The organism is Streptosporangium sp. NPDC087985, from assembly GCF_044741965.1.
Classification (GTDB): Bacteria; Actinomycetota; Actinomycetes; order Streptosporangiales; family Streptosporangiaceae; genus Streptosporangium.
On the sequence record NZ_JBIUTQ010000001.1, the window covers coordinates 714,793 to 739,064 of the forward strand.

Annotated in this window: 21 protein-coding genes and 1 pseudogene; 13 read left to right on the plus strand and 9 right to left on the minus strand. The window is 65.5% G+C overall.

Annotated elements, in window-relative coordinates:
* Positions 1–54 precede the first annotated feature (54 nt).
* The 10 genes from ACIN94_RS03480 (at position 55) to ACIN94_RS03525 (ending at position 11,321) form a co-directional block, all read left to right on the plus strand.
* Positions 55–1,620 carry an ABC transporter substrate-binding protein gene (locus ACIN94_RS03480; RefSeq protein WP_400699032.1) on the plus strand — a complete coding sequence of 522 codons (1,566 nt, stop codon included), beginning with the start codon at positions 55–57 and terminating at the stop codon, positions 1,618–1,620.
* Positions 1,621–1,697: 77 nt separating this feature from the next.
* Positions 1,698–2,567: an enoyl-CoA hydratase-related protein gene (locus tag ACIN94_RS03485; protein WP_400699035.1), complete on the plus strand. Its 870-nt coding sequence runs from the start codon at positions 1,698–1,700 to the stop codon at positions 2,565–2,567.
* 84 nt (positions 2,568–2,651) lie between these two features.
* Positions 2,652–3,890 (plus strand): acetyl-CoA acetyltransferase, encoded by a 1,239-nt coding sequence (locus ACIN94_RS03490; RefSeq protein ID WP_400699038.1) that lies wholly within the window; start codon positions 2,652–2,654, stop codon positions 3,888–3,890.
* An 8-nt stretch (positions 3,891–3,898) separates the two neighbouring features.
* Positions 3,899–5,413 (plus strand): carotenoid oxygenase family protein, encoded by a 1,515-nt coding sequence (locus tag ACIN94_RS03495; protein ID WP_400699041.1) that lies wholly within the window; start codon positions 3,899–3,901, stop codon positions 5,411–5,413.
* Positions 5,414–5,429: 16 nt separating this feature from the next.
* Complete coding sequence (locus ACIN94_RS03500) at positions 5,430–7,142, plus strand: class I adenylate-forming enzyme family protein (RefSeq protein ID WP_400699044.1); 1,713 nt, start codon at positions 5,430–5,432, stop codon at positions 7,140–7,142.
* Between the two features lie 21 nt (positions 7,143–7,163).
* The gene (locus tag ACIN94_RS03505; protein WP_400699047.1) at positions 7,164–7,865 is read left to right on the plus strand and encodes a hypothetical protein; all 702 of its coding nucleotides are present in this window, start codon (positions 7,164–7,166) and stop codon (positions 7,863–7,865) included.
* A gap of 31 nt (positions 7,866–7,896) precedes the next feature.
* Complete coding sequence (locus ACIN94_RS03510) at positions 7,897–8,880, plus strand: NADPH:quinone oxidoreductase family protein (RefSeq protein WP_400699050.1); 984 nt, start codon at positions 7,897–7,899, stop codon at positions 8,878–8,880.
* Between the two features lie 34 nt (positions 8,881–8,914).
* Positions 8,915–9,502 (plus strand): nuclear transport factor 2 family protein, encoded by a 588-nt coding sequence (locus ACIN94_RS03515; RefSeq protein WP_400699052.1) that lies wholly within the window; start codon positions 8,915–8,917, stop codon positions 9,500–9,502.
* Positions 9,499–10,254, plus strand: coding sequence for an SDR family oxidoreductase (locus ACIN94_RS03520; protein ID WP_400699054.1), 756 nt, complete (start codon positions 9,499–9,501; stop codon positions 10,252–10,254). Before ACIN94_RS03515 ends, ACIN94_RS03520 begins: the two co-directional genes overlap by 4 nt.
* A 74-nt stretch (positions 10,255–10,328) precedes the next feature.
* Positions 10,329–11,321 (plus strand): hypothetical protein, encoded by a 993-nt coding sequence (locus tag ACIN94_RS03525; RefSeq protein WP_400699056.1) that lies wholly within the window; start codon positions 10,329–10,331, stop codon positions 11,319–11,321.
* Between the two features lie 54 nt (positions 11,322–11,375).
* On the opposite strand, the gene ACIN94_RS03530 is transcribed toward ACIN94_RS03525, so the two are convergent.
* The 3 genes and pseudogenes from ACIN94_RS03530 to ACIN94_RS03540 all read right to left on the minus strand — a co-directional run bounded on the left by ACIN94_RS03530 (position 11,376) and on the right by ACIN94_RS03540 (position 12,859).
* Positions 11,376–11,501, minus strand: coding sequence for a hypothetical protein (locus ACIN94_RS03530; RefSeq protein ID WP_400699059.1), 126 nt, complete (start codon positions 11,499–11,501; stop codon positions 11,376–11,378).
* 190 nt (positions 11,502–11,691) lie between these two features.
* Positions 11,692–12,216 carry a nuclear transport factor 2 family protein gene (locus ACIN94_RS03535; protein ID WP_400699062.1) on the minus strand — a complete coding sequence of 175 codons (525 nt, stop codon included), beginning with the start codon at positions 12,214–12,216 and terminating at the stop codon, positions 11,692–11,694.
* A 38-nt stretch (positions 12,217–12,254) separates the two neighbouring features.
* Positions 12,255–12,859 (minus strand): annotated as a pseudogene (locus ACIN94_RS03540) (phosphotransferase).
* An 81-nt stretch (positions 12,860–12,940) separates the two neighbouring features.
* Here ACIN94_RS03540 and ACIN94_RS03545 point away from each other — a divergent pair.
* The gene (locus ACIN94_RS03545; RefSeq protein ID WP_400699065.1) at positions 12,941–13,768 is read left to right on the plus strand and encodes a TetR family transcriptional regulator; all 828 of its coding nucleotides are present in this window, start codon (positions 12,941–12,943) and stop codon (positions 13,766–13,768) included.
* A 96-nt stretch (positions 13,769–13,864) separates the two neighbouring features.
* Here the strand turns inward: ACIN94_RS03545 and ACIN94_RS03550 are convergent, their stop codons facing one another.
* A complete protein-coding gene (locus ACIN94_RS03550) occupies positions 13,865–15,040 on the minus strand; it encodes an FAD-dependent monooxygenase (RefSeq protein ID WP_400699068.1) in 1,176 nt (391 codons plus the stop codon).
* 489 nt (positions 15,041–15,529) lie between these two features.
* Between ACIN94_RS03550 and ACIN94_RS03555 the strand changes: the two genes are divergently transcribed.
* Positions 15,530–16,504 carry an amidohydrolase family protein gene (locus ACIN94_RS03555; RefSeq protein ID WP_400699071.1) on the plus strand — a complete coding sequence of 325 codons (975 nt, stop codon included), beginning with the start codon at positions 15,530–15,532 and terminating at the stop codon, positions 16,502–16,504.
* Between the two features lie 420 nt (positions 16,505–16,924).
* Here ACIN94_RS03555 and ACIN94_RS03560 read toward each other — a convergent pair whose 3' ends face one another.
* A complete protein-coding gene (locus tag ACIN94_RS03560) occupies positions 16,925–17,623 on the minus strand; it encodes a helix-turn-helix domain-containing protein (protein ID WP_400699074.1) in 699 nt (232 codons plus the stop codon).
* Positions 17,624–17,642: 19 nt separating this feature from the next.
* Between ACIN94_RS03560 and ACIN94_RS03565 the strand changes: the two genes are divergently transcribed.
* Positions 17,643–18,923, plus strand: a complete 1,281-nt coding sequence (locus ACIN94_RS03565) for an MFS transporter (protein WP_400699077.1) — start codon at positions 17,643–17,645, stop codon at positions 18,921–18,923.
* A 157-nt stretch (positions 18,924–19,080) separates the two neighbouring features.
* Here ACIN94_RS03565 and ACIN94_RS03570 read toward each other — a convergent pair whose 3' ends face one another.
* The 4 genes from ACIN94_RS03570 to ACIN94_RS03585 form a co-directional block, all read right to left on the minus strand.
* Positions 19,081–20,370 carry an IS256 family transposase gene (locus ACIN94_RS03570; RefSeq protein WP_400699947.1) on the minus strand — a complete coding sequence of 430 codons (1,290 nt, stop codon included), beginning with the start codon at positions 20,368–20,370 and terminating at the stop codon, positions 19,081–19,083.
* Between the two features lie 99 nt (positions 20,371–20,469).
* Positions 20,470–20,556, minus strand: a complete 87-nt coding sequence (locus ACIN94_RS03575) for a hypothetical protein (RefSeq protein ID WP_400699949.1) — start codon at positions 20,554–20,556, stop codon at positions 20,470–20,472.
* The gene (locus tag ACIN94_RS03580) at positions 20,517–20,678 is read right to left on the minus strand and encodes a DUF1156 domain-containing protein (RefSeq protein WP_400699079.1); all 162 of its coding nucleotides are present in this window, start codon (positions 20,676–20,678) and stop codon (positions 20,517–20,519) included. The genes ACIN94_RS03575 and ACIN94_RS03580 overlap by 40 nt, the downstream gene beginning before the upstream one ends.
* Before the next feature lie 22 nt (positions 20,679–20,700).
* Positions 20,701–24,129 carry a helicase-related protein gene (locus ACIN94_RS03585; protein WP_400699081.1) on the minus strand — a complete coding sequence of 1,143 codons (3,429 nt, stop codon included), beginning with the start codon at positions 24,127–24,129 and terminating at the stop codon, positions 20,701–20,703.
* Between the last annotated feature and the right edge of the window lie 143 nt (positions 24,130–24,272).

Below are 24,272 nucleotides of genomic sequence, written 5' to 3' on the forward strand. Positions count from 1 at the left end.
TCTCCGCCGCCCCTCATCGTCCAGTTCGTCCCCCCCCCAAGATGGAGGAAGTGCGTGTTTCAACGTTCCCGTAAGACGGCCCAGGCCATGGCCGTTGTGGCGACCGCGATGGCCGTGTCACTGTCAGCGTGCAGTCCGCCTCCGGCTGCCACACCCACGAACGCCTCGGCCGCGGCTGGCGATCTGGACCCGCACGCCGTTCTCCGGTATGTGTACCCCAACTCACCAGGCACCCTCGACCCGCACGTCGTCAACACCGCGTACGCGAACGTCCCACTCTTCCTCATCTTCGACCGGCTCATTCACATGGACCCCAAGGGCGATCCCACGCCGGGCCTGGCGAAGTCGTGGGAGTACTCCAAGGATGGGTTGACGCTGACCTTGCACCTTCGCAGCGGCGTGAAGTTCCATGACGGCGCAGCGTTTGACGGCGACGTCGTGAAGGCCAACATCGAACATGGCAAGGAGGTCCAGGGATCGTTCGTCAAGACCGATCTGGCGAGCATCGACTCGGTCAATGTCGTGGACCCGCTGACTGTCGAGCTCAAGCTCAACTCTGCGGACGTCGCTCTGCTGCTGAAGCTCAGCGACCGGGCCGGCGCGATGATCAGCCCGAAGAGCATGAGCGATCCCAAGGTGAACGTGCATCCCGTGGGCGCCGGGATGTACGAGATGGACGGTGACTACCAAGTCGGCGTCAAACTCAAGGTCAAAAAGTGGGACGGCTACTGGGATCCGGCCGCTGTGAAGTTGGCGGGTGTCGAGATGTCTTTCATGGCTGACACGACGGCTGGTCTCAATGCCATCAAGAGTGGCGGCATCGACGCTGGGCAGATCCGAGAGCCCGAGATCGACCCGGCGAAGCAGGCACGTCTCAACGTTCTCGAGGGTTACGATCTGGGCTTCCAGAACATCATCATGAACCCCGATCTCGTTCCGGCACTCAAGGACGAACGCGTCCGTCTGGCGGTCAACCTCGCCATCGACCGGAAGGCGATCGTCGACGGTGTGGTCTTCGGCTACGGCAAGCCCACGAACCAGCCTTTCCCGGAGGGCTACTTCGCGCACAGCGATGCCGCGGAGCAGTACCCCTACGACCCCGAGCAGGCTAAGAAGCTCTTGGCGGAGGCGGGTTACCCGAACGGCTTTGAGTGGACAATCGACAACGTCCCCGGGCCAGGCACGAGGATCAACGAGGCGATTGCCGATCAGCTGTCGAAGGTAGGCATCAAGGTCACGGTCCGGCAGACCGAGGCGGCGGCGCTCGGGGCGGCGCTCTCCGAGGCCAAGACGGTCGCTGCAGCGAACGTCCGCTGGACCGGTCGCCCCGACCCCACGTCGACGCTCACCCTCATCTACATGCCTGGTGGGCCGCAAAATCCGAGCAACATGGCGTCCGAGAACGCGAAGACTCTGTTCGACAAGCAGAAGATCGAGATCGATCCCGCGAAACGGGCCGCGCTGCTCGGTGAGCTCTCCAAGGAGCTGGTCGACCACCCGCCGGCGAACATCGTGCTGTTCCAGTCAGTCAGCGCGATCGCAGCGAACCAGAAGGTTGTCGGGCTGCAGGAGTGGACCAGCGGAAAGGTCGAGTTCCGCGGTGTCGGAATGACGAAGTGATCAACCGGGTGGGGCGGCGCAGGCTGCCGTCCCACCCGCACGCAGACAGCACGAGAAAGCGCAACAGGGAGCCGACTGTGCCCTACGAGTTCATCACCTATCGCCTCGCCGACGCCATCCTCACGATCGAACTTAACCGCCCGGAGGTCATGAACGCCGTCAACCCGGCGATGCGGGCCGAATTAATCGACGCCTTCACCCGAGCGGACGCGGACCCGGAGGTTCGGGTCATCGTGGTCACTGGCGCCGGGAGAGCCTTCAGCGCGGGGGCCGACGTCTCGGGTGGCACGCAGACCTTTGACGCGCAGGCCCGGGGGTGGGCGGAGAACGAGGAGGACTTCCGCGATGGCGGCGGCCTGATCACCCTCCAGATCTTTCGGAGCACGAAGCCGGTCATTGGTGCAATCAACGGGGTAGCCGCTGGATTGGGCGCAACCATGCTCTTGCCAATGGATATGCTCCTAGCGTCGGAGAATGCCCGAATTGGCTTCGTTTTCTCCAAGCGCGGGCTCGTCCCTGAGGCGGCCTCGACCTGGTTCCTGCCCAAGAGGGTTGGGGTGAGCCGGGCGGCCGAATGGTGCTTCACCGGGCGACTGATCTCTGCGGCAGAGGCAGTGGAGTCGGGCCTCGTACGCAGCATGCACGGCCCCGACGACCTTCTCCCAGCGGCCTACGAACTGGCGCGGGAGATCGCCGATAACGCGGCCCCGGTCGCAGTCGGGATGGTCCGGCAGATGCTCTGGCGCTTTGTGGGCGAGGCCGATCCGATGGTGGCCCATCGCGTCGACTCCAAGCTCAACTACCATCTCGGCCGGTCCGGCGATGTCGCTGAAGGCATTGGCGCCTTCCTCGAGAAGCGACGCCCGCGCTTCCCAGGGCGCCTGCCCGACGACGCACCGGCCGCCTTTCCATGGTGGACGGAGTCCCCGTTCCGCGTTGAGGACTGACCGCCCCACACCGCCGGACCCGCTGCGACCATCCACGCAGGCCCGGCTTCGCTAGATGGATCAGCAAGCTAGGAGGAAGGGCTCATGACGACGACCAATGTGTGGGTGCTCGGCGGGTACCAAACGGACTTCGCCCGAAACTTCACTCGCGAAGGCCAGGACTTCGCCAGCCTCGTCGCGGAGACAACGTCGATGACACTTGAGGAATCGTGTGTCGACGCCGACGAAATCGACGTAATCCATGTCGCGAACGCCTTTGGGCAGCTGTTCACGGGTCAAGGACAGCTCGGGGCCATGCCTGCCAGCGTCGATGAGCGGTTGTGGGGGGTGCCGGCAGCTCGGCACGAGGCTGCCTGTGCCTCGGGTTCCGTCGCGATGTTGGCAGCCACCGCCGAGCTCGAGGCCGGCCGATACGACGTGGCACTCGTCCTCGGCGTCGAGCTGGAGAAGACCACGGATTCTGCCACCGGAGCGGCGTACATGGGCTCCGCCGCATGGATAGGGCGGGAGGGTCAGAGTGCCACGTACATGTGGCCATACATGTTCTCGGCCGTGGCTGACGAGTACGACCGCCGCTACGGACTGAAGAACGAGCATCTTCGGGCCATCGGCGAGCTCAACATCCGCAACGCACGCGCCAACCCGAACGCCCAGTCACGAGAGTGGAGGCTGAACGATCGCAGCTTCGCCGACGACGACGTCGCCAATCCTGTCGTCGAGGGCCGACTCCGGAAGTCCGACTGCAGCACAATGACCGACGGCGGCGCGGGAGTCGTCCTGGTTTCGGATCGGTTCCTCGCTAGGCGTCCGGACCTCGCGCGGCGTCCAAGAGCCCGAATCAGCGGATGGGGCCACGCGACAGTGTCCCTCGACCTGCTCCAGAAACTCAAGCGCAGCGCGGACGAGGAGTTTACGTTGCCACACGTTCGGCGCGCGATCACAGACTCGTTCCGCAGAGCCAAGATCGCATCGGTCGACGACCTCGACCTCATCGAGACACATGACTGCTTCTCAATGAGTGAGTACGCAGCGATCGATCACTTCGGCGTCACGGCGCCCGGGCAGAGCTGGAAGGCGATCGAGTCGGGCGAGCTCGAGCGGGACGGGCGCATCCCCTTCAATCCCAGCGGTGGGCTCATCGGCGGTGGCCATCCGGTCGGAGCCACCGGGGTTCGCATGATGCTCGACTGCTACAAGCAGGTCACCGACCAGGCCGGTGACTACCAGATCTCGGGTGCCAATCTGGCAGGGGCGCTCAACATTGGGGGCAGCGCTACCACCACCGTGGCGTGGGTCGTCGATGGCGGAACCGAAGGATTGTGAGGACAGACGTGGACCTTGAACTTGTCACAAGGCACATCTCCAAGCTTCCCGCGGATGACGACCACCCGTACCGCACCGGGGCATGGCGTCCTCAGACGGGCGAGTGGAACGCTGACGACATGGAGGTGATCGGTCACATCCCGGAGGACCTCGACGGGGTCTATCTGAGGAACACCGAGAACCCTCTCCTCCCCTCAATGAAGCTGTATCACCCGTTCGACGGCGACGGGATGGTCCACCTCATGGGCTTTCGCGGAGGAAAGGCCTTCTACCGCAACCGCTTCGTGCACACAGATGGCTTCAAGGCGGAGCAGCAGGCCGGGGAGGCACTGTGGGCCGGCCTCGCTGAGCCTCCCTCGCTGACGAAGGTGGGATACGGCTGGGGGGCGCGAGGGTTCCTCAAGGACTCCTCGAGCACCGACGTGGTAGTGCACGGCGGGGAGGTTCTGACGACGTTCTATCAGTGTGGCGATCTGTACCGGCTCAGCGGAACCACCCTGGAGACCCTGGGCAAGCAGGACTGGCACGGACAGTTCCCTTCGGCCAGCGGAATCTCCGCGCACCCGAAGGTCGATGAGCACACCGGCGAGATGATGTTCTTCAACTACGGTGTCGAGGCGCCGTACATGCACTACGGCGTCGTGGACCGCGACAACAATCTTGTCAACTACTGCGACATTCCGCTGCCGGGGCCGCGGTTGTCCCACGACATGGCGATCACGGCCAACTACTCGATCGTCAATGACTGCCCGCTGTTTTGGGACCCAGAGGCACTCAAGGTGGGGAAGTACGCGACTCGCTTCTTCCGTGACGTGCCGACCCGAATCGGCGTGATACCTCGCTACGGGAAGACCGCGGACCTTCGATGGTTCGAGTTCGAGCCCACGTACGTGCTGCACTGGCTGAACGCCTACGAGGAGGGTGACTGGGTCGTCCTCGACGGGTTCTTCCAGAAGAATCCGTCACCCGTGCCGCCGAGCGGCGGAACGTTCTACGAGCGGATCTTCCGCTACCTCGGCCAGGAGCAGAAGGAGCCACGTCTGCATCGCTGGCGCATGAATCTTCGCACGGGCGAGTCGACGGAACACGACCTCACCGATGTCCACACTGAGTTCGGGATGGTCAACGGCTTGCACACGGGCCGGAAGCACCGGTACGCCTATGCGGCAACGCGGGTCGACGGCGTATTCCTCTTCGATGGCTTCGTCAAGCACGACACCGAGACGGGTCGTGTCGAGACTGTACAACTCCCACCTGGCGTCTTCGGCAGCGAGACCGCGATGGCCCCACGCGTTGGTTCCACGTCCGAGGATGACGGCTACGTCATCACCCTCACCAGCGACGTCAACGAGGACAAGTCCGAGTGCCTGATCTTCGATGCACAGGACGTCACTGCAGGGCCCGTGGCCCGGATCCGCCTGCCGGAACGGGTCAGCAGCGGCACGCACTCCACGTGGGCGCCCGGATCAGCGATCCACGGGTGGGACCACGTGGAGAATCCAATCGGCGCAGTTCGCCTGTGATGAGAGGGGAGCGGCGATGAGACTGTTCAGCGACGCCACGGTGAGGGCCATGCTCGAGGAGGGGTGGTGGACCGGGGAGACCTGGACTGACCGCTTCCGCCAGAATGTCGCGGCCAACCCGGAGTCGGTAGCGGTCGTGGACGCCATCAACAAGGAGTCCTTCCTCAAGCAGCAGCCGACCCGGCTGACCTGGCGGGAGCTCGACAACGCCGTCGATCGGTGTGCCGCGCTGTTCTTCGAGAACGGATTGCGGCCGGGCGACGTCATCGGCGTTCAGATACCCAACTCCGTTGAGCTCGTCATCACTTATCTCGCGCTCAACCGGATCGGGGTGATCATCTCCCCGTATCCGATGCCGTACCGCCGCCACGAGATCGAGACGCTCGCGAGGATCGCAGGCGTCAGAGGATTCGTGACGGCCGCCGGCTTTCACAGTCGCGTCCTCATTGACATCGGCGAGGTCGCTGAAGACATAGAGGGTGCGGACAAGGTCTTTGTCTGGCACGGACAGGACGATCGAGGGGTGCCGATCTCTCTTGACGAGATTCGCAAGGAGGGGCCGTCGCCAAGTCCTGCCTACCAGGGCTTCCTCACGGACCTGCGCCCGCATCCGAACGATTGCGTCCTGATCCTGTTCACATCGGGGACGACGGGTGTTCCGAAGGGGGTTCCACGCGCTCACGGAGACTCGATGGTCAGCGCCGCGACCAACGTCGCGCTTCCGTCATTGACGCCGCGGGATGTCGTCCTCAACTCGATGCCCATGGTCAACGCCGGTTCGATCGGGGGGATCTTCCTCCCGTGGCTTCTCTCGGGATGTTGCCTGGTCCAACACCAGCCGTTTGACTTGCACACCTTCGCCCGCCAGATCGAGCAGGAGAAGGTGACGTACACAGTCGTCTCCCCGACGGTGCTCAACGAGATGGTCGCCGAGAACTCGTTCTTCGAGCAGTACGACTTGTCGTCCATGCGGTGCGTCGGTGCCGGATCTGCGCCCATCAGCGGCTGGACGATCCGGAGGTGGGAAGAGGACCACGGTGTCGAGGTCATCAACTTCTTCGGCGCCACCGAAGGACTTCAACTGAGTGCGGACCCGGACACCGTCCCCGACCCGAGCATGCGCGGCAAGTCTCTGCCGGTCCCCGGATCGCCTCGGTTCAACTGGCGGACCAGGATGGGGCGGGAATCCAAGGTGCGCCTCGTGGACCTCGCCACGGGCGAGGACATTGTGGAGCCTGGCAGGCCCGGAGAGCTGAGATTCAAGGCCCCCAGTCTGTTCTCGGGTTACCTGGGCCGGATCGAGGACGCGTTCGACGAGCAGGGGTACTTCAGCACCGGTGACATCTTCGAGTACTCCGCGGACGCCCCGGACATGCTCGTCCACGTGGACCGCAAGAAGGATCTCATCATCCGCGGTGGCCTCAACATCTCGGCGGTGGAGATAGAGACGCTCCTCGTGGGGCAACCCAAGGTGGCAGAAGTCGCGGCCATCGGGCGACGCGATGATCGTCTCGGTGAGCGAGTGTGCGTCTTCGTCGTCCCTCGGCATTCAGAGGATCCACCGACCCTGGCCGATATCCAAGCGCATCTCGATGCCGGCCGGGTGGCCAAGTACAAGTGGCCAGAATCCGTGCAGATCGTCGCCGCTCTGCCGCGCAACCCATCCGGCAAGGTCCTCAAGCACGAGCTGCGCCGGGAACTCAACGGCGACGCCAGCGCAGTCGTCTGATCGTCACCTCAGGAGCGCCACGTGGAAAAGAGAAAACTGCCCGAACTTCGTCAGATCGTCCTTCTCACGGGCAATCTCGAGGGAACCCTCGAGGCTGCGCGGAGCGCTTTCGGCGTGCCGCACGGTCATCGTGACGAGGAGGGGATGGCGGCCATTGGCTTCACGCACGAGATCTTCGGCTTCGACAGAACCTACATCGAGGTGTGCGAACCCCTCCGCAGCGATTCAGGAGCAGCGAGCAAACTTCGCAAGACTGGCGACTCCGGTTTCATGATCGTGGTCCAGGTCGCCGACTCGGCAGGCATGGTGTCCCGGGCAAGTCGCCTCGGCATCGAGCCACTCTTTGTCAAGGACCATCACGGCAGCCCGATCAGCCAATGGCACCCAAGGGACTTCGGCGTCCTCGCCGAGTTCGACGAACTCGTCCCACCGGAAAGCTGGCACTTCGCGCCGCAGGTCTACGCAGGCCGCTCCACAGCGGTCGTCAACGACATCGTCTCGGCGCATGTGTCGGTGCCGGATCCCCTCGCAATGGCGGCGCGGTGGGCGGCAGTGGTCGACGCCGAGGTGGACGGGGCCACCGTGCGCCTCGGGGATCGCACCATCGAGTTCGAAGACGTCGATGGAGTCCGAGGGCTCTACGCGGTGGACTGCCTCGCGGCACAGGACTCGGGGAGAGGCACCGTCCTCAGTCTGTGCGGAGTGCAGTTCACGCTGATCTGAACAGGTCGTTTCACACACAGAGAGGAGCGTCGTGAAGGCGCTGCAAGTATCAGAACTGGGCGAACCGCGTGACGTCCTTCGCATCGCGGACGTCGATCAGCCCGAGCCCGAGCCCGGCCAAGTCGTGATCCGAGTCCGGGCGGCGGCGGCCAATTTCCCGGACGTCCTCATGTGCCAAGGCGGTTACCAGGTCAAGCCGGAGCTTCCATTCACTCCTGGCATCGAGGCCTGTGGCGACGTCGTCTCGGTGGGGAAGGACGTCGGACACCTCGCGGTGGGCGACCGCGTGATCGGACTGACTGTGCTACCAAGCGGGAGCTTCGCGGAGTACAGCGTCCTCGATGCATCAGTGACGTTCCCGGCACCCTCAGGACTCGACGACGCTCAAGCAGCGGCGATGTTCGTGGCCTACCAGACCGGATGGTTTGGCCTGCACCGTCGCGGCCGGCTACAAGCGGGTGAAACCCTGCTTGTGCACGCGGCCGCTGGTGGCGTCGGGAGCGCAGCGGTCGAGCTGGGCAAGGCTGCGGGTGCCCGAGTGATCGCCGTGGTCGGCGGAGCGGACAAGGTGGACGTCGCCCGGCGGCTGGGCGCGGACATCGTCGTCGACCGGAAATCAGAGGATTTCGTCAAGGTGGTCAAGGAGGCGACCGGGGGGCGCGGAGCGGACGTCGTGTACGACCCAGTGGGTGGAGACGCGTATCACGGATCGACCAAGTGCATCGCGTTCGAAGGCAGGATCGTGCTCGTCGGCTTCGCTGGCGGGCAGATCCAGACAGCCAAACTCAACCACCCTCTCATCAAAAACTACTCCATTGAAGGGTACGTGTGGGGGGCCTACCGAAGGAACGACCTCCCCGCGGTGCATCGGTGTCACCAGGAGTTGACCGCCTTGGCGCAGGAAGGGCGGATCCATCCCTTGGTAGGCGAGACCGTCGATCTCGCTGGGCTACCGGACGCCATCGAGAAACTCGCGCAGGGACTGACGGTCGGTCGCGTGGCGATGGTCGCATGAGAATCGCGCGACGATCCGCGGGCACAGTCTCGTGATGTTGGCCGCAGGACAGGAGGGCGTGACAGTGCACTCGGCTGAAACATGTGAAGAGGCAAACCTCGGGCACGCTGTGAGGACGCTGCTCGACAAACAGGACATCTATGAGTTGCTCGCGAGGTATCTGCGCGCGGCCGACCGCGGCGACGTGGAAGGCCTGCGTGTGTGCTATCTGCCCGGTGCACGTGAAGAGCATGGCGGCGTCTTCGATGGATCGGCCGAGGACTACGTCCATGGCATCGCCGCTGCCCTGAGCCACCCGAGGAGACTGACATCGCACGCCATGACCAACGTGCTCATCGAGGTCGACGGAGATCGGGCGCGGGCGGAGAGTTACGTTACCGTCTTCGCACGGGTCCGGACAGCCGACGGAAAGGGCGACTCCGTGACGGGCCTGCGGATCATCGACAACCTCGAGAAGGTCGACGGACGGTGGGGGATCCGCTTGAGGCGCCTGCGCTGGGACTGGAATCACGACATGCCAGTTGCCGAGTCTTGGATACACGGCAATCTCGTCTCGAAAGGCAACACCTTGATCAAGAGCGAACCCTATCCCGCCGACGTGATCTATGAGGACTGGCGATGAGCGCTCGAGTTGAAGGCGCGGTAGCCTTCGTCACCGGCGCCAATCGCGGTATCGGTCGGGCGTTCGTCGAGCAGCTCCTCGAGGGCGGAGCTGCCCGCATCTACGCTGGCATGCGTGACGGCGCGGCGACGGATCTGGCCGACCGCGATGGCCGCATCCACCCTGTGAGCCTCGATGTCACCGACCGTTCGCAAGTCGAGGCCGCGGCGACCGCCTGCGGTGACGTGGACCTGCTCATCAACAATGCCGGTTACCACGCCCGCACGCGACTCGTGCTCACCGACGACCCCGACGCCGCTCGACGGGAGATGGAGGTCAACTACTTCGGGGTCCTCAACATGACGCGGGCCTTCGCACCGATCCTCGGCGGGAACGGTGGAGGAGCCATCGTGAACGTGCTGTCGGTCGCCGGCGCGATGCCCTCCCCCTTCATGGGCGGCTACTCGCCGGCGAAGTCGGCGGCGCTGTTCCTGAGCACCATCTCCCGTGCCGAACTGGAGCCGCAGGGCACGACCGTCACAGCGCTCATCGTCGGGTCGGTGGACACGAGGATGGCCGACCACGTCGTGGGGCCCAAGGAGAACCCCTCCGACATCGCCCGTGTGGGGCTCGCCGCCATGGAGCGCGGTGAGCGGGTGACGGATACGGACCAGCGCGCCCTTCGCGCCAGGGCGATGTATGCCCTCGACCCCGCTCGCTACGAGCGGGCGCAGGCGAAAATTCTGCATGCCACCACGCTGCGGACCACCTGATGCGCCCAGGAAGCCGACCACTCCGCGTGATTCAGTGGGCCACAGGCGGTATCGGCAAGACATGCCTCCGTCGAGTGATCGACTCGCCCGAACTGGAGCTCGTCGGACTCTATGTCTACTCGGACGCGAAGGCCGGCCGCGATGCCGGAGAGATCGCCCGCCGGCCGAGCACCGGGGTGGTCGCCACGCGGGATCGAGAGGAGATCCTGCGGCTCGACGCAGACGTCGTGATCCACACGCCCCGCATCCAGATGCCGTACCAACGGCATGATGCGGACATCTGCGCGATACTTGCCTCCGGCAAGAACGTCGTGACGACGGTGGGTCACCACTACCCGCACGCTCATGGGGAGGAGCGCGCTGCCACCTTCCTCGACGCGGCCCACTCGGGCAGCACGACCATGTTCGGCGTCGGTGTCAATCCAGGAGTGATCGGTGAGCGCGTCGCGACCGCACTTTCCGGCGCCATGTTCGACCTGGACTCCATCGGGATCACCGAACTGGTGGACACCCGAAAAATGCCGGATCCGGATTTCGTCTTCAACGTCATGGGGATGGGGCGAGACCCCGATGACCTGCGCCAAGTCAACGGGGAGCACGCCGCTCTCTACGGGATGCTCTACTCCGAGACGTTGGCCTTCATGGCCGACGCGCTCGGCATCGAGAACTACACCATTGAGCCGGACCATCAGGTGCTGCCGGCAACTGCAGACATCGTCATGGCCGCCGGCGTCATCGCCGAAGGAACCGTGGCCAGCACCGAGTGGCGATGGCACCTGAAGAGCGCCGGGGAGACCCGGATCACTCTCGCCGTCATCTGGACGATGGAACCCGAGCGCCCCGAATACGTTGGGCAGCCGCACTGGAGCCTGACGTTCCATGGGCGCCCTGGCCTGCGAGTGTCGATCGACCTCGTGGAACCTCCGCCCTCCGAGGTCAGGACGAGGGCATCTCAGTACATCACCGCCGCAACCGTGGTGCGTGCGGTGCCGGCGGTGGTGGCTGCACCACCCGGCATACTGCGCACCGAGACGTTCCTGCCCTACGACGCCCGTATGTCACCCTGACCGCACCAGTGCACGTTCTGCGCGGGGGCGGAGAAGTCCCGTCGAAGGTGGTCCTCAGCTCGCCAGCGGCCTCTGCCCGGCCGGGTGGTGCTGGTCGGAAATAACGACCGTCACGTAGGCACGCGACAGCGCCCGCAGGTCGCGGATCCCGGCGGCCGGCACGAACGAGGGGCGCAGCATCTCCTTCTCGGTCAGCTTGGCCAGTCAAATGCTGTCCAGTTTGTCCGCCTCGGTCTGCCCGATCACTTCGGTCTTGCCTCTGGCCAAGAATCAGCCCTTGCCTTCTGAGATCTTGAGGAGGGAGGCTGAGACGGGGCTTCACCCCGCCCGCTCGCACGGTGAGGCCGATGCCGCGGGTGCGGCACCGACCTCACGCGTGAACGGTGTAAACGGGGTCGTGAGGGTACTTGGCACCACGAGCAATGCCGGATGGATCAGCGAAGGACGTGCCCAGGCCCCAGCTCTCGCTGCTCGGGTACTCCCGGCACCACTCCATGACGAGGACGCGGTGAGAGATGCGCCAGTCACCCGCGATCCGGTCGAACCGATCGATCAACCTGGACTGCGTCTGCACGTCCCAGGACTGGCCGTCGATGAGGCGGCGGCTGGTCGTCGTCACGTAGGCCTCGGCACGTGCCGTGTCCCCATCGACGTCGACGAGGATGTTCGAGAGCACATGCGTCGTGAGGTGATCAGGTGCAGTGATCCTGTCAGCGATCGTGTCGATCCACTCCTGGGCGTCCCCGAAGTACTTACCGGCGTGATCCTCTATCGCTCCCGCGTGGTAGCACTGCCGTAACGCGGCCACGTCGCCACGGTCGCAGGCTCGCATAAAGCGCGCGAGGACGTCCGCGATGTCCTGCTTGGCAAGAAGGTCCTGAATCCGAGATTCCATGGTGACTTTCCGTTCTGGTCGGGGAGAGAAGGTGTCTGTCAGAGCGTGGCGCTGAGGCCCCCGTCGATGACGAGCGACGCGCCGGTCATGTAGGACGAGGCAGGGGTGGCGAGAAAGCGGGTGGCTTTCCACTGGCTGGTCCACTGGCGCACCTGCCGCTCCATGAAGCCGCTCGGACGGCCGTAGTCACCTAGTCCGACGGACTGCTGATCGATAGTGTGCACGGCTCCGAGGGTGTCGATGAAGGTGCGAGCCATTAGTTGTCGGTCTGCGAGCCTGCCGGCATGGTCGACCGGTAGCTGGTCCCGGATGACAAGACCCGGAACCTTGTTCATGACATGCAGGGGATGCCGAGCAGGTCTCCAGCGTCGGCGAGCACGATCCGGGCAACCGGGACCATTGTGCCCGCGAGGCACTGTTGGACGCGTGCCTCGCGCATCATGTCATGCGCGCTGAGGAGCAGATGGCCCGTGGGCGGCCGGCGCAGGATGAGTCCGCCGGCGTCGCTGCGCAGTGTGAAGGTGAGCTTCGACTTGCCGCCGCTAACGAGCTTCACACGCGGCGTGGCCCACGCGGCCTCGCCCGTCGCTTCCACCAAAGCAGGAGCAAGACGGTCGAGGGGTACGAGCTGTTCGACATGCATACGGCCTCCGACCCTAAACACTTAGCGAACGATCGTACTAGCCGTGTTCAGAGGCGTCTATGGGGGGTTACGCTGTTCAGCATGACCGAACAGTTTCCTGTCGGGAGGGCGATCCGCGAAGCGCGCCAGGCGAAGGGACTCTCATTGCGGGCCTTGGCCGGCATGCTCGACGTGAGCCCAGCGACGATGAGTGCAGTCGAGAACGGACACACATCGGTGACCGTGAACCGACTGCAGCGGATCGCCGAACTTCTAGGGGTGTCCGCCGCACGGCTGCTGCGCGGCGAGGGTGCTGTCGTTGATGTGCCACCCCACCCCCGCGTGGGAGGCTGGCGCAACTTTGAGGGGCTCGCGTTGGATCCGATCCTCGAAGCAGCGACGCGACTCTTCCTGCGCCAAGGTTTCCACGCCACGAGCATGCGGGAGGTGGCGGCAGAAGCCGGGCTCAGCGTGGCCGGGATCTATCACCACTACTCCAGCAAACAGCAGATCCTCCTCGTACTGCTGGACACGACCATGGCCGAGATCCGCTGGCGCCAGCAAGCAGCACGCAACGAGGGTGCTACTGCGGTGGAGAGTTTCGCCTTCATGGTTGAGTCGCTCGCACTCTTCCATGCCGTCCGCGGGGACCTGGCCTTCCTGGGGGCCAGCGAGATGCGCGGGCTGAGCGGACCTGACTTCGATCGCATCAAGGCGTTGCGCGATGAGGTGCAGTACGCGCTCGACGAGCAGGCGGCAGCCTGCCTCGAGGCCGGGGATTTCACGACCGATGACCCACACACGGCCTGCCGGGCGATCGCGACGATGTGCACGTCCCTGCCCGCTTGGTTCCGGCTCACAGGGCTCTTGACTCCCGAGCAGGTGGCGAAGCGATACGCGGCGTACGCGCTGGCGTTGATGAGTGCCTGATCGCCCCTCGTAGGGAGCTAACTGCCACCACAGCTGGCCCTACGCTGACTGATCCCAATCATTAGTCGGAAGACATTGGGGTGATCTCAGCGACCCTCATCCGCCGTAGAGCCAGTCGATGTACCGGTAGTCGGCTGGATCGCGATCGGTCAGCAGCGCGTTGCGGACCGTGCGGAACAGCCCGTCGCAGTGCCACAGCTCACCCCAGTTGCGGGCGGTGCGCTGGACCCGTGCGGTGCGCACCGTGCGCAGCTCGGTGTAGTCCGCCAGCGCCCGGTCCCAGTCGGGGCCGTCGGCGCCGCTGTGCTTGCCGACGAGTGTGGCCAGGCTGTCCGCGTCCTCGATCGCCTGACACGCGCCCTGGGCCAGATACTGCAGCATGGGATGGGCCGCGTCGCCGGTCAGCGCCAGCCTGCCTCGAGTCCAGGTGCCGATCGGTTCCCGGTCGTACATCCGCCACCAGCGTTCCCGCCACAGGTGTGGCAGGCCGGCCTGCACCGCCTCACAGGTGTCCGCGAACGCTGCGTCCAGTTCGTCCGGGCTTCCCCAGTCCGGTTCACCGGCCAGCGCCTTGGGCGAGCGGAATACGGCGATCTGGTTGAACATCTCGCCGTGGCGCAACGGATACTGCACCAGGTGGCAGTGCGGGCCCAGGTAGACCACGACGTCCTCGGCCGCGATCCGGGCGCCGACATCGGGCATCGGGATGGCGCCCCGGTATGCGACGTAGGCCGAGCTGACCGGCTCGTCTTGGTGCACTCGCCCGCGCAGCAACGACTTCAGCCCGTCGGCCGCCAGTACCAGCTCTCCGGCGTCGCGGCGTACTGCGCTGACCGCGACCGCATGGTCGTCGCCGATCTCGGCGTCCGTGACGGTGGTGTCGGTCACCAGGTCCACGCCGGCCGCGTCGCACGCCCGGACCAAGATCGCGTGCAGGTCGCTGCGGTGGAGCACCGCGTACGGGGCGCCGTAACGACGCTCGGTGGCGGCCAGGTCGAGATAGGTCAGGTCGGTTCCGTCGAGTGCGTCCCGCATGACCAGCCTGCCGGGCAGCACCCCGCGCTCTACGACCTCGCCGAGCAGCCCCCAGGATCGCAGGATGCGGGTGGCATTGGGGGCCAGCTGCAGCCCGAATCCGATCTCGCCGAACTCGGCGGCCTGTTCCAGTACCCGGACCCGCAGGCCGGCGCGGGTGAGTGCGAGCGCACTGGCCAGTCCACCGATGCCGCCGCCCACGATCACCACGTCGGTCTTCGATGTCTGCACTGTCATCGTCGCCTCCTACAGCCAGCGGGGGAGGTCGGTGTGGACGAGCCGGCCGGTGAGCCAGGCCGCGAGCTCGGCGACCGGCAGCGTCACCCGAGCCGGCGCGCCCACCCCGCGGACCCGTCAGAACGGATCGGTGCTCGCCGGGCCGGTCGCCATTTCCAGCGCCGGATCGTCGCTGAGGTCGCTGAGGTCGCTGAGGTGGGCCACCACGTCGTCGAGCAGCGCCCAGCAAGATCTCATGGCGTGTCGGCGAACGTGACTCCGGCCTCCGAGTCCAACGTTACGCGCGTTCTTCTGAGCCGGAGCTAGGAGGGGCCGGTACGGGGCACCGATCCCGGACAGTAGATCACGAACCGATGATGACCTGGTCGCCGCTGATGTCAAGCAGCCACCTCACGGTGTTTCCACGGCCCTGATCAGGGTAGCTATAGCCGGATATCTCCTCCGCTGGCCGGAGAGCACGCGAGGTACGGCATGCAGGGACTAATCGCGTTGGAGGAGCACCTGTCGACTCCGCGCAATAACGAGCTGTGGGATGCAGCCGGTGAGGCCGTGCGCAACGGCCGGGCTTACATGGCCGATGTTGAGGCCAAGCTGGTGGATGCCGAGCAACGGATCGCGTTGATGGATCGATCCGGTATCGCGACGACGATCGTGTCACTGACCTCGCCGGGTGTGCAGGGGGTGTCTGACTCGCGGCAGGCGGTGGAGTTGGCTCGGGAATCCAACGATGCCGCCAGGCGGGATTTCGTCGACGCCTACCCTGGGCGTCTGGAGTTCTTCGCCGCGGTTGCGCTGCAGGACCCGCAGGCGGCGGCGGACGAACTCGAGCGGGCGGTGCGCGAGCTCGGCGCGAAGGGCGCGCTGGTGAACGGCTACACCAACATCGGTGACCAGGACACCGGCCGGTACCTCGACCACCCGGACAACGCCCCGTTCTGGACGAAGGTCGCCGAGCTCGACGTTCCGGTCTACTTGCACCCGCGTGAACCGTTGCCAAGCCAACGCCGCCTGTACGAGGGCTACGAGTCGTTGGTGGGCTCCGCCTGGGGGTTCGGGCACGAGACGGCCACCCACGCGGTGCGATTGATGCTCTCGGGTCTGTTTGACGCACGCCCGGACCTGAAGATCATTCTAGGGCACCTTGGCGAGGGATTGCCGTTCCTGTTGCCACGCCTGGAGCATCGGCTGTACAAGCAACGCGAGGGCATCGGACTCGGGGCCGCGCAACGGCGGGTCAGCGAGTACTTCAACGATAACTTTTTGGTCACCACCAGTGGGCACTTCCACACCCGCAGCCTGGACAACACCATCAGCGCGATTGGCGTCGACCGGGTGATGTTTTCGGTGGACTACCCCTACGAGTCGATGAACGAGGCCGTCGACTGGTTCACCACGTGCCCACTCAGTAACAACGACCGCGCCAAGATCGGCGGGGACAACGCGAAACGCCTCTTCGGCCTCTGAGCGAGATCAGTGAGTAGGCGCGGACAACACGAATCTCCACGGCATAAGGGCCAGGATGCGACATGCCACAGACCTTCGGGCGGCCGATCCCTGGGAGTGCCTAGAGGGATACGCAACGGCCTACCTGCAGATATGGCTGCAAGATCATATCGCGCATGTATCGCGATCATTGACCTATAGCTGCATACGGCTGCTCTCAGCTGCCTGGTGCGGGATGGGCCGCCGGAAAGAATTCCCAGGTCAGAGCGTGAATCGCAAGGTCAAAGATGTGCCCCCGGCATGATTCGAACATGCGACACCCGCTTTAGGGGAGCGAGTTCTTCTTCCCCTCGATTACCGCTCTGGGCTGACAAAGCCGGACGAAAGGCGATCGCCTCTCTCTTGATCGTTCCGTACATGCTCCAAATCCGCGTCTTACGGTCACCCCTCCGGGCTGTAGAAGATGAGGGACATGTGGACGGGTACACCGTCCTCGTCGTCGCTTCCGTCGAAGTACTCATCAATCAAGGCGGTGAGGCGGCCGCGCAGCTGCGTGGCCCGCTGGGGAGACAGCCGAGCTTCGACTACCGCACTGATCGGGTTGCGGTACGACGTTTCAGGGGACGTCTGCTGATCGAGGCGGACCTTGCCCGATGCCACGGCTACTGCATAGTCCTGGAGGAAGCTCTCGCAGCTCGCCATGTCGATGGCCAACAGGTCGGACGGGTCGGCGGCCTGGCCGAGCAACGCGCTGTCCCAGCGCAGGCCGAGCTGGCCTGTTCGGTAGCGATATTCGACGATTCCCGACACCAGCCGGGTTTCGGCAACCACGATGAGGCCGCACGCCTCCAGCTGCTTGACGTGCCGGTACAGCTTGGTGGGCGGCTCCTCCAGCTCCGCGGCCATCTCCTTGACGGACAGTATTGGCGGAGCTTGGCTTGCACTGCGCATCAGCAGCCGGAGGATGGCCAACCGGAGCGGGTCCGACAGCACCCGCAGCGTCTCGACGTCGTTAACCAGGCGGACCGGAGCAGGGTCGCCGACCGCTGCTGTTGGAAGCACCATGCCGACCATCTTGCCATTGATTCTTCCCTGCGACACCATTAACGTCAGCGTGAATGGTGACTCTTTCGAGAACATTGACGGGGAGCTGAGCGTAGTGTCGTCTGCCGAAGGTACCGAGGCTGCCCCGGTGGCAGGGGAGCCACCTCCCCCGCTACGGCGCAACCGGCGCTTCCAGTTGTTGTGGATCGGGTCGATGGTCGGTTTCCTGGGCAGCGAGGCTGCGGAGGTCACCTACCCGCTTGTGATCCTCGCGGTGACAGGATCACCCGCCCAAGCCGGCCTGTTCGCGTTCGTGCAGCTGCTGGCAGGAGTAGTGCTGGCGCTGCCCGCAGGTGAGGTGGTCGATCGCTGGGACTGTCGGCGCGTTCTCCTCCTCGCCGAAGGGGGCCGCGCACTCGCCGCCGGCAGTGTCGCGGTGGCCCTGATGGCCGGTCATCTGACGATGATTCACCTCCTGGTGGCCGCCGCCGTGCTGGGCGCCGGCTCGGCGTTCGGGGGACCGGCCCGCATGCTCGTGGTACGTGCCGTAGTGCCGAGCAGCCAGCTGACCGCGGCCCTGACCCAGGAGGAGGTCCGTAACAGTGCCGCAAGCCTCGCCGGCCCTCCTCTCGGCGGACTGTTGTACGGCTTGAAGCAGATACTGCCGTTCCTCTTCTGTTCCGTGAGCTTCGCGGTGTCCTGGTTCTGCATCCTCATCGTCCGCACCCCCGCGCGGACCACCTCGTCGACGGCCGATCCGGCACCGGAGAATGAGGCCGGCGGCATGCTGATGGGGGTCAAAGCGCTGTGGGACGACCCCGTGCTGCGCGCCGCCACCCTGGCCGTCACCGCACTCAACACCGCGGGTGCCCCGCTCGTCCTGATCGCCACGATCATCCTGCAACGGCAGCACACCCCCTCGTGGATCATCGGAACGGTGATGGCCGGCTTGGCGCTTGGCGGCTTGGCGGGCGCCGCTCTCGTCGGTCCGCTCCACCGCCGGTTACGTCCTGGTGTACTGCTGGTCGGTGTCGTGGTCATGCAGGTACCGGTGTTCGCGGCACTCGTGCTGCCGTTCGGACCATGGTGGGTGATGGCGGTGCTGGGCTTCGCGATGCTCGGCGTGCCGGCCCTCAGCGTCCTCATCGACGTGCTGGTGTTTCGCGGAGTCCCGGACGACAGGCAGGGCAGGGTCATCGCAGCCGCGAGCATGCTTTTCGGCCTGGGCGGACCGCTCGGAGCGGTCGGCGCTGGCCTCATGCTGCAACATCTGAGCGTCTCTACGACGATGTTGGTGTTCGCGGCGATGCTCGCCATTACGGGCGGATACGCGGCGTCCCGCAAGCATCTCCGGGAAGCCCCGTGGCCGATCACCACAGATCAATCGCACCGGTGATAAAGAGAGCCGTCACTCAGCCAGCGCGATAGAACAGCATCCGAAGCTCCTGGTATGGCGGACGTGATTGTGGTGATCGACCCGTCTGCCGGAGCTTCTCTATGTAACAGGCGGACATCAGACGAGAGCAATCGTCAAGATCTGTGGATCGAGAGTTTCAGGCGGCTGCGGATGAGGCTTGGTCGTCAGGTCGTTCGACCAGGAGTCCATTGACGAAGGTCGCTCCGGCGCGGACCAGAGCCACCAGGTGGGGTGCGTTGACCGCGCGCCAGCGGGCCTGCGCTGACTCGATGAGTTTGAACGCCATGGCCAGCCCGGCGGCCCGGGAGCCGGGTCCCTTGGTGACCTTGGTGCGATGCCGCACCGTGGCGAACGTCGACTCGATCGGATTGGTCGTGCGCAGGTGAATCCAGTGCTCGGCCGGATAGTCGTAGAACGCGAGCAACTCCTCGACGTCATCGATGATCTTCGCGACGGCCTTGCCGTACTTGGCACCGTAGGCGGCCTCGAACGCCGTCACCGCGGCCAAGGCGTGGGTCTTGTCCTCGGCGTTCCAGATCTGTGCTGGCGCCTTCTTAGCCCCCGGCTGGGCGGGCTTGGGTAGCGCGCTCAGCACATTTCCGATCTTGTGAAACCAGCAGCGCTGAGCCCTGGCCTGCGGGAAGACCTCACCCAGCGCACCCCAAAACCCGAGCGCCCCATCACCGACGGCGAGTACCGGGGCGCGCATGCCGCGCCGCTTGCAATCGCGCAGCAGATCCGCCCAGGATTCGGTGGACTCGCGGTAACCGTCGGACAGCGCGATGAGTTCTTTGCGGCCGTCGGCGCGCACGCCGATCATCACCAGCAGGCACAGCTTGTGCTCGGCCAGGCGGATGTTGACGTGGATGCCGTCGGCCCACTGGTAGACGTAGTCGACGCCGCCCAGATCGCGGGCGGCGAAGGTGCGTTGCTCGGCCGCCCATTGCTCGGTCAGCTTCGTGATCACCGGTGCGGACAGGCCCGCGGTCGAGCCGAGGAACTGCCCGAGGGCGGGCACGAAGTCACTGGAGGACAGGCCGTGCAGATACAGCAGCGGCAACACCTCGGTGATGCGCGGGGTCTTGCGTGCCCACGGCGGCAAGATGGCCGAGGAGAAACGCCGACGCTCGCCGGTGTCGGGGTCGATGCGCTTGTCGTTGATGCGCGGTGCGGTTACCTCGATGGCGCCGGCCGCGGTGAGGATCTCCCGTGCTTGGTGTGAGCCGTTGCGCACGACCAGGCGGCGGCCAGCCGCGTCGCGCTCGTCGGCGAAGGCGGCGATGTAGGCATCGACCTCGGCCTTGAGCGCTTCGGCGAGCATCCGGCGGGCGCCCTCGCGCACGATCTCATCGATCAGCGAGGAGGAGGAAGAGCTGTCTGGGAGACGGCGGTCGCCGTCGGCGGGCTCGGGGACTACGGTGAGCATCGGGTGTGCCTTCCCGACCGACGCGCCAACGTCGGCCATGCGTGAGAGCCTCAAACGATCACCGGGAAGGTACACCCCTTCCCGGCCGATCCACAGCTCTCAAGCATTGCTCGTCGGGAACTCGTCCAGACGCGACGACGGGTCGTCTAAGAGCTGAGCAAACAGAACCGCCTGCGCTGCGGCCAGCGGCTACCGAGGCCACACAGGTGCAGGGTGGAGGGGTGGCCATGGCGAATCGACTTCTCCCGGGCTGACTCGCGGTTGATCGTCTCCAGCGGGAGAGCGACCTCGATCAGCTTGCGCTTCATCAACTTCCTTTAGCTCTATGGATCAGAAGGGTGCGGTACCGGCGGTCCAGGTCTTCGGCCAGCTGGCGCGGATGCCGGTCGCAGCGAGATCGCCGAAGTCGACGCCGGCGAAGGGGTCGGCTACGTACCGCACCTGGTCGTGCTCGGGGCCGGCCTTGCTGACGGTGACCAGAGCGAGCCGGTAGTGGGGTACGACGTTCTTGCCGGTAACGATCTCGTTGTGGGTGACGTAGAAGTCCTCGGCTCCCTCGAGGCGTGCCTTGACCTCGATGCGGATCGAGGGGCCGCCGTTGGGGGGTATGGACAGGACGTCGTAGCCGGGGTTGTTGAACGCCTGTTCCTGCGGCTCCCGGCCAAGAGCACGCTCGGTAGCGAGCACCAGGGCGACGCCGCGCCGCTCGACGGCCTTGGTCTCCTTGGCCTGGATGGGGGCATCCGCAGCGATCTCGGTATCGACCATGGCCAGCGGCAGCACGAGCGCAGCGGTCATGATGCGGGGCGGCTTGGACGCCAGCTGGGCCTGCCGGTCCAGCAGCGCCAAACGGGTCTCCCGGCGGGCCTGGAGGTCCTGTGCCTTGCGCATGAGGCTGTCGGAGCTCTCCTTCGGCTTAGTGCCGGTCTGCTCCTTTTCCTGCGCTGCGATTGCCTCGCCGATGAGCCGATTCGACTCATGGGCCAGCCGCTGGTCGACCCGCGTCCGGGTCCGTTCCACCTCCGCGAGCCGGCGGGGTGAGACCTCGGCGAGGTACTCCTTGAGCTGGTGGCCGATGATCCATGTCCGGGCCTGGGACTCGGCCTCACCGAGCCAGGCCAGTTTCGTGGCTGTGGCCACGGCGGGGGTGTGCGGGGCAGCCACGCAGTCAAGGTACGGTGCAGGACCGGCGGGCGTGACCTGGCCGGTGGCATTGACGTAGGCGTAGCCGAACCGCCGGGCGATCGACTCCCCGGTGCCGTCGACAACCTCCTCCACGACACCGACCAACAGGTTCGGCTCCTCGATCTCCGGGGAGACCAGGACGGTGCCGCGTTCGAGGGTGGGTCGGAGCTGGGTGATGGTGAGCTCGGCGACGGCGTCGTGGAGCGGATGCCCGGGGGCGAGCAGGTCGGCACGCGGCTTGTCGTCGACGTCGATGCGGTTCAGCTCGAACGTGACTCGCTCGTAGCGGGTGGCGACGGGGCCGTGCTTGGTGACGGCGCGGACGGTCGCGGGGACGTGGGTGATCTCGTAGCGGCTGCGCTCTCGTCTTGTGAGCCGACCGCCGAGGCGCTGGAAGGCGAGGCGGAAGGCCCACTCGATGTAGTGCGGCTGCAGCCGGCGGGCGCGGGCCTCCTCCATGAGCCGCTGCATCTGTGCCAGGTCGGCGTCCGACATGGCGTCGTGGGTGAGTGCGCGTTCCTCGAGGAGCTCCTTGAGACCGTGGGCGACCGAGTCGTCGATGACCTGCTCCATCTTGGCCCGGGTCTCGGGGAGGTCGCCGTACCGGATGGCTTCGATCAGCAGCTCGCGCAGCGGCGTCTCGTCGAAGGCCGACCCCAGGACGTCAAAGACCTTGCCGCCGTAGGCCTTGCGCTGCTCCTCGACCTTCTGCAGCAGCCGAGTGAACACTTCGCCCTCGCGGGTGTTGGCAGCCACGAGGTTCCACAGGCGGCACACCTCGGTCTGGCCGATGCGGTGGACGCGACCGAAGCGCTGCTCGATGCGGTTGGGGTTCCACGGAAGGTCATAGTTGACCATCAGGTGGGCGGCCTGGATGTTGAGCCCCTCGCCGGCTGCGTCTGTGGCCAGGAGCACCTGGCAGGCCGGATTCTTGGTGAACTCCTCGATGATGGCACGTCGGTCGGCACGTCGGACACCGCCATGGATGGCCTGCACCGTGTCGGGCTTGCCGAAGAGCGAGCGGATCTTGCGGGCCAGGTAGTCGAGGGTGTCGCGGTGCTCGGTGAAGATGATCAGCTTGCGTGGCTTCTCGGCGCCGGGGTGGATGAGGTCGTTGTCCTCCAGGATCTTGCGCAGCTCGACCCACTTGCGGTCGGTATCGAGATTGCGGACCCGGCGGGCGACGTGGATGAGCTGGTCGAGGTCGGCCAGCTCGGTGTTGAGCTCCTCGATGGTGCGGGCGGCGGTGGCCGCGTCCAGCAACTCCTCCTCGACCTGCTCGACCTCTTCGGCGCTGTGCTCGTCGTCGTCCCAGTCGCCCAGGTCAATCGGGGCGGGCTCGTCGGCGACACCGCGGCCGTGGATCAGGTCGTCGCGGCGGCGCTTGAGTCGTTCCGCGCGTCGGACCAGGGACTGGTAGATCGCCTCGGGGCTGGAGGCCAGGCGTCTCTGGAGCACCGTGAGCGCGAAGCCAACGGTGTTGCGGCGCTTGTCGTCCAGCCGTGCGGCCCGGTTCATCCCCTCGCGCACGTACTCGGTGACGCGCTCGTAGAGGTCCTGCTCGTCCTCGGTGAGCTCGTAGGGCACGGTCTGTGCGATGCGTTCGGGGAAGAGGGGCTTGCCTTCGAAGGTGAGCAGGTCCTCCTTGACCATGCGTCGCATGAGCCCGGTGGTATCGGCACTGTGTACGCCGGCCTTGAACTTGCCCTCGAAGCCGTCGCGCTCGAGCAGGGTGAGGAAGAGCTGGAAGTCCTCCTCCTTGCCCGCGTGTGGGGTGGCCGTCATCAGCAGCAGGTGACGGGTACGGTCGCGCAGGCTCTCGCCGAGCTGAAAGCGTCGGGTCTTGTTCAGCTTGCCGCCGAAGTAGTGCGCGCCCATCCGGTGGGCCTCATCCACGATGACTAGGTCGAACTCGGCGTCGTCGAGCTGGGCAGCCAGGCCCTCGTTGCGCGCTAGCTGGTCCATCCGTGCGATGAGCAGCGGGTACTGCTCGAATACGCTCGACCCGAGCGCGGCGTCGACCATAGCCGGGGTAAGGATGTCGAAGCGCAGGCCGAACTTGAAGAAGAGCTCGTCTTGCCACTGGTCGATCAGTCCCCCGGGGGCCACGATCAGGCAGCGCTTCACGTCGTCGCGGAGCAGGAGCTCCTTGATGTACAGGCCAGCCATGATCGTCTTGCCAGCACCCGGGTCATCGGCCAAGAGGAACCGCAGCGGCGTGCGGTCGAGCATCTCGCCGTACACAGCCCGGATCTGGTGGGGCAACGGCTGCACGTCGCTGGTGGCCACCGCCAGCATCGGGTCGAACAGTCCGGCCAAGGAGATCCGCTGTGCTTCGGCGACCAGCCGAAACTCCTCGGCATCGGCGTCGAATGGCCGGCTGCCTGAATTGGAGAGACTCAGTTTGGCCTCGTCGGCACGGAAGAGCACCTGCTGGCGCAGTCCCCCGTCGAGGGTCTTGTAGGTCAGCTCCAGAGCGTCGGAGCCGTGCCACTGCGCGGCGACCACCGAGACCGTCTCGTCGGGCACCACTCCGGCTACCCGGACACCGGACGAGAGATCCTCAAGCCTCACCAGCTACCTCCAGATCGACAGCCTGCAGACCTTACTGACGAGCACCGACATAACTGACGAGCACGACGTCGACACCGGCTGCGTCTTTGGAGGTTCCATTCCCCTTCACGGGTGGGTGCTTTACCATCAACTACGCTAACCCA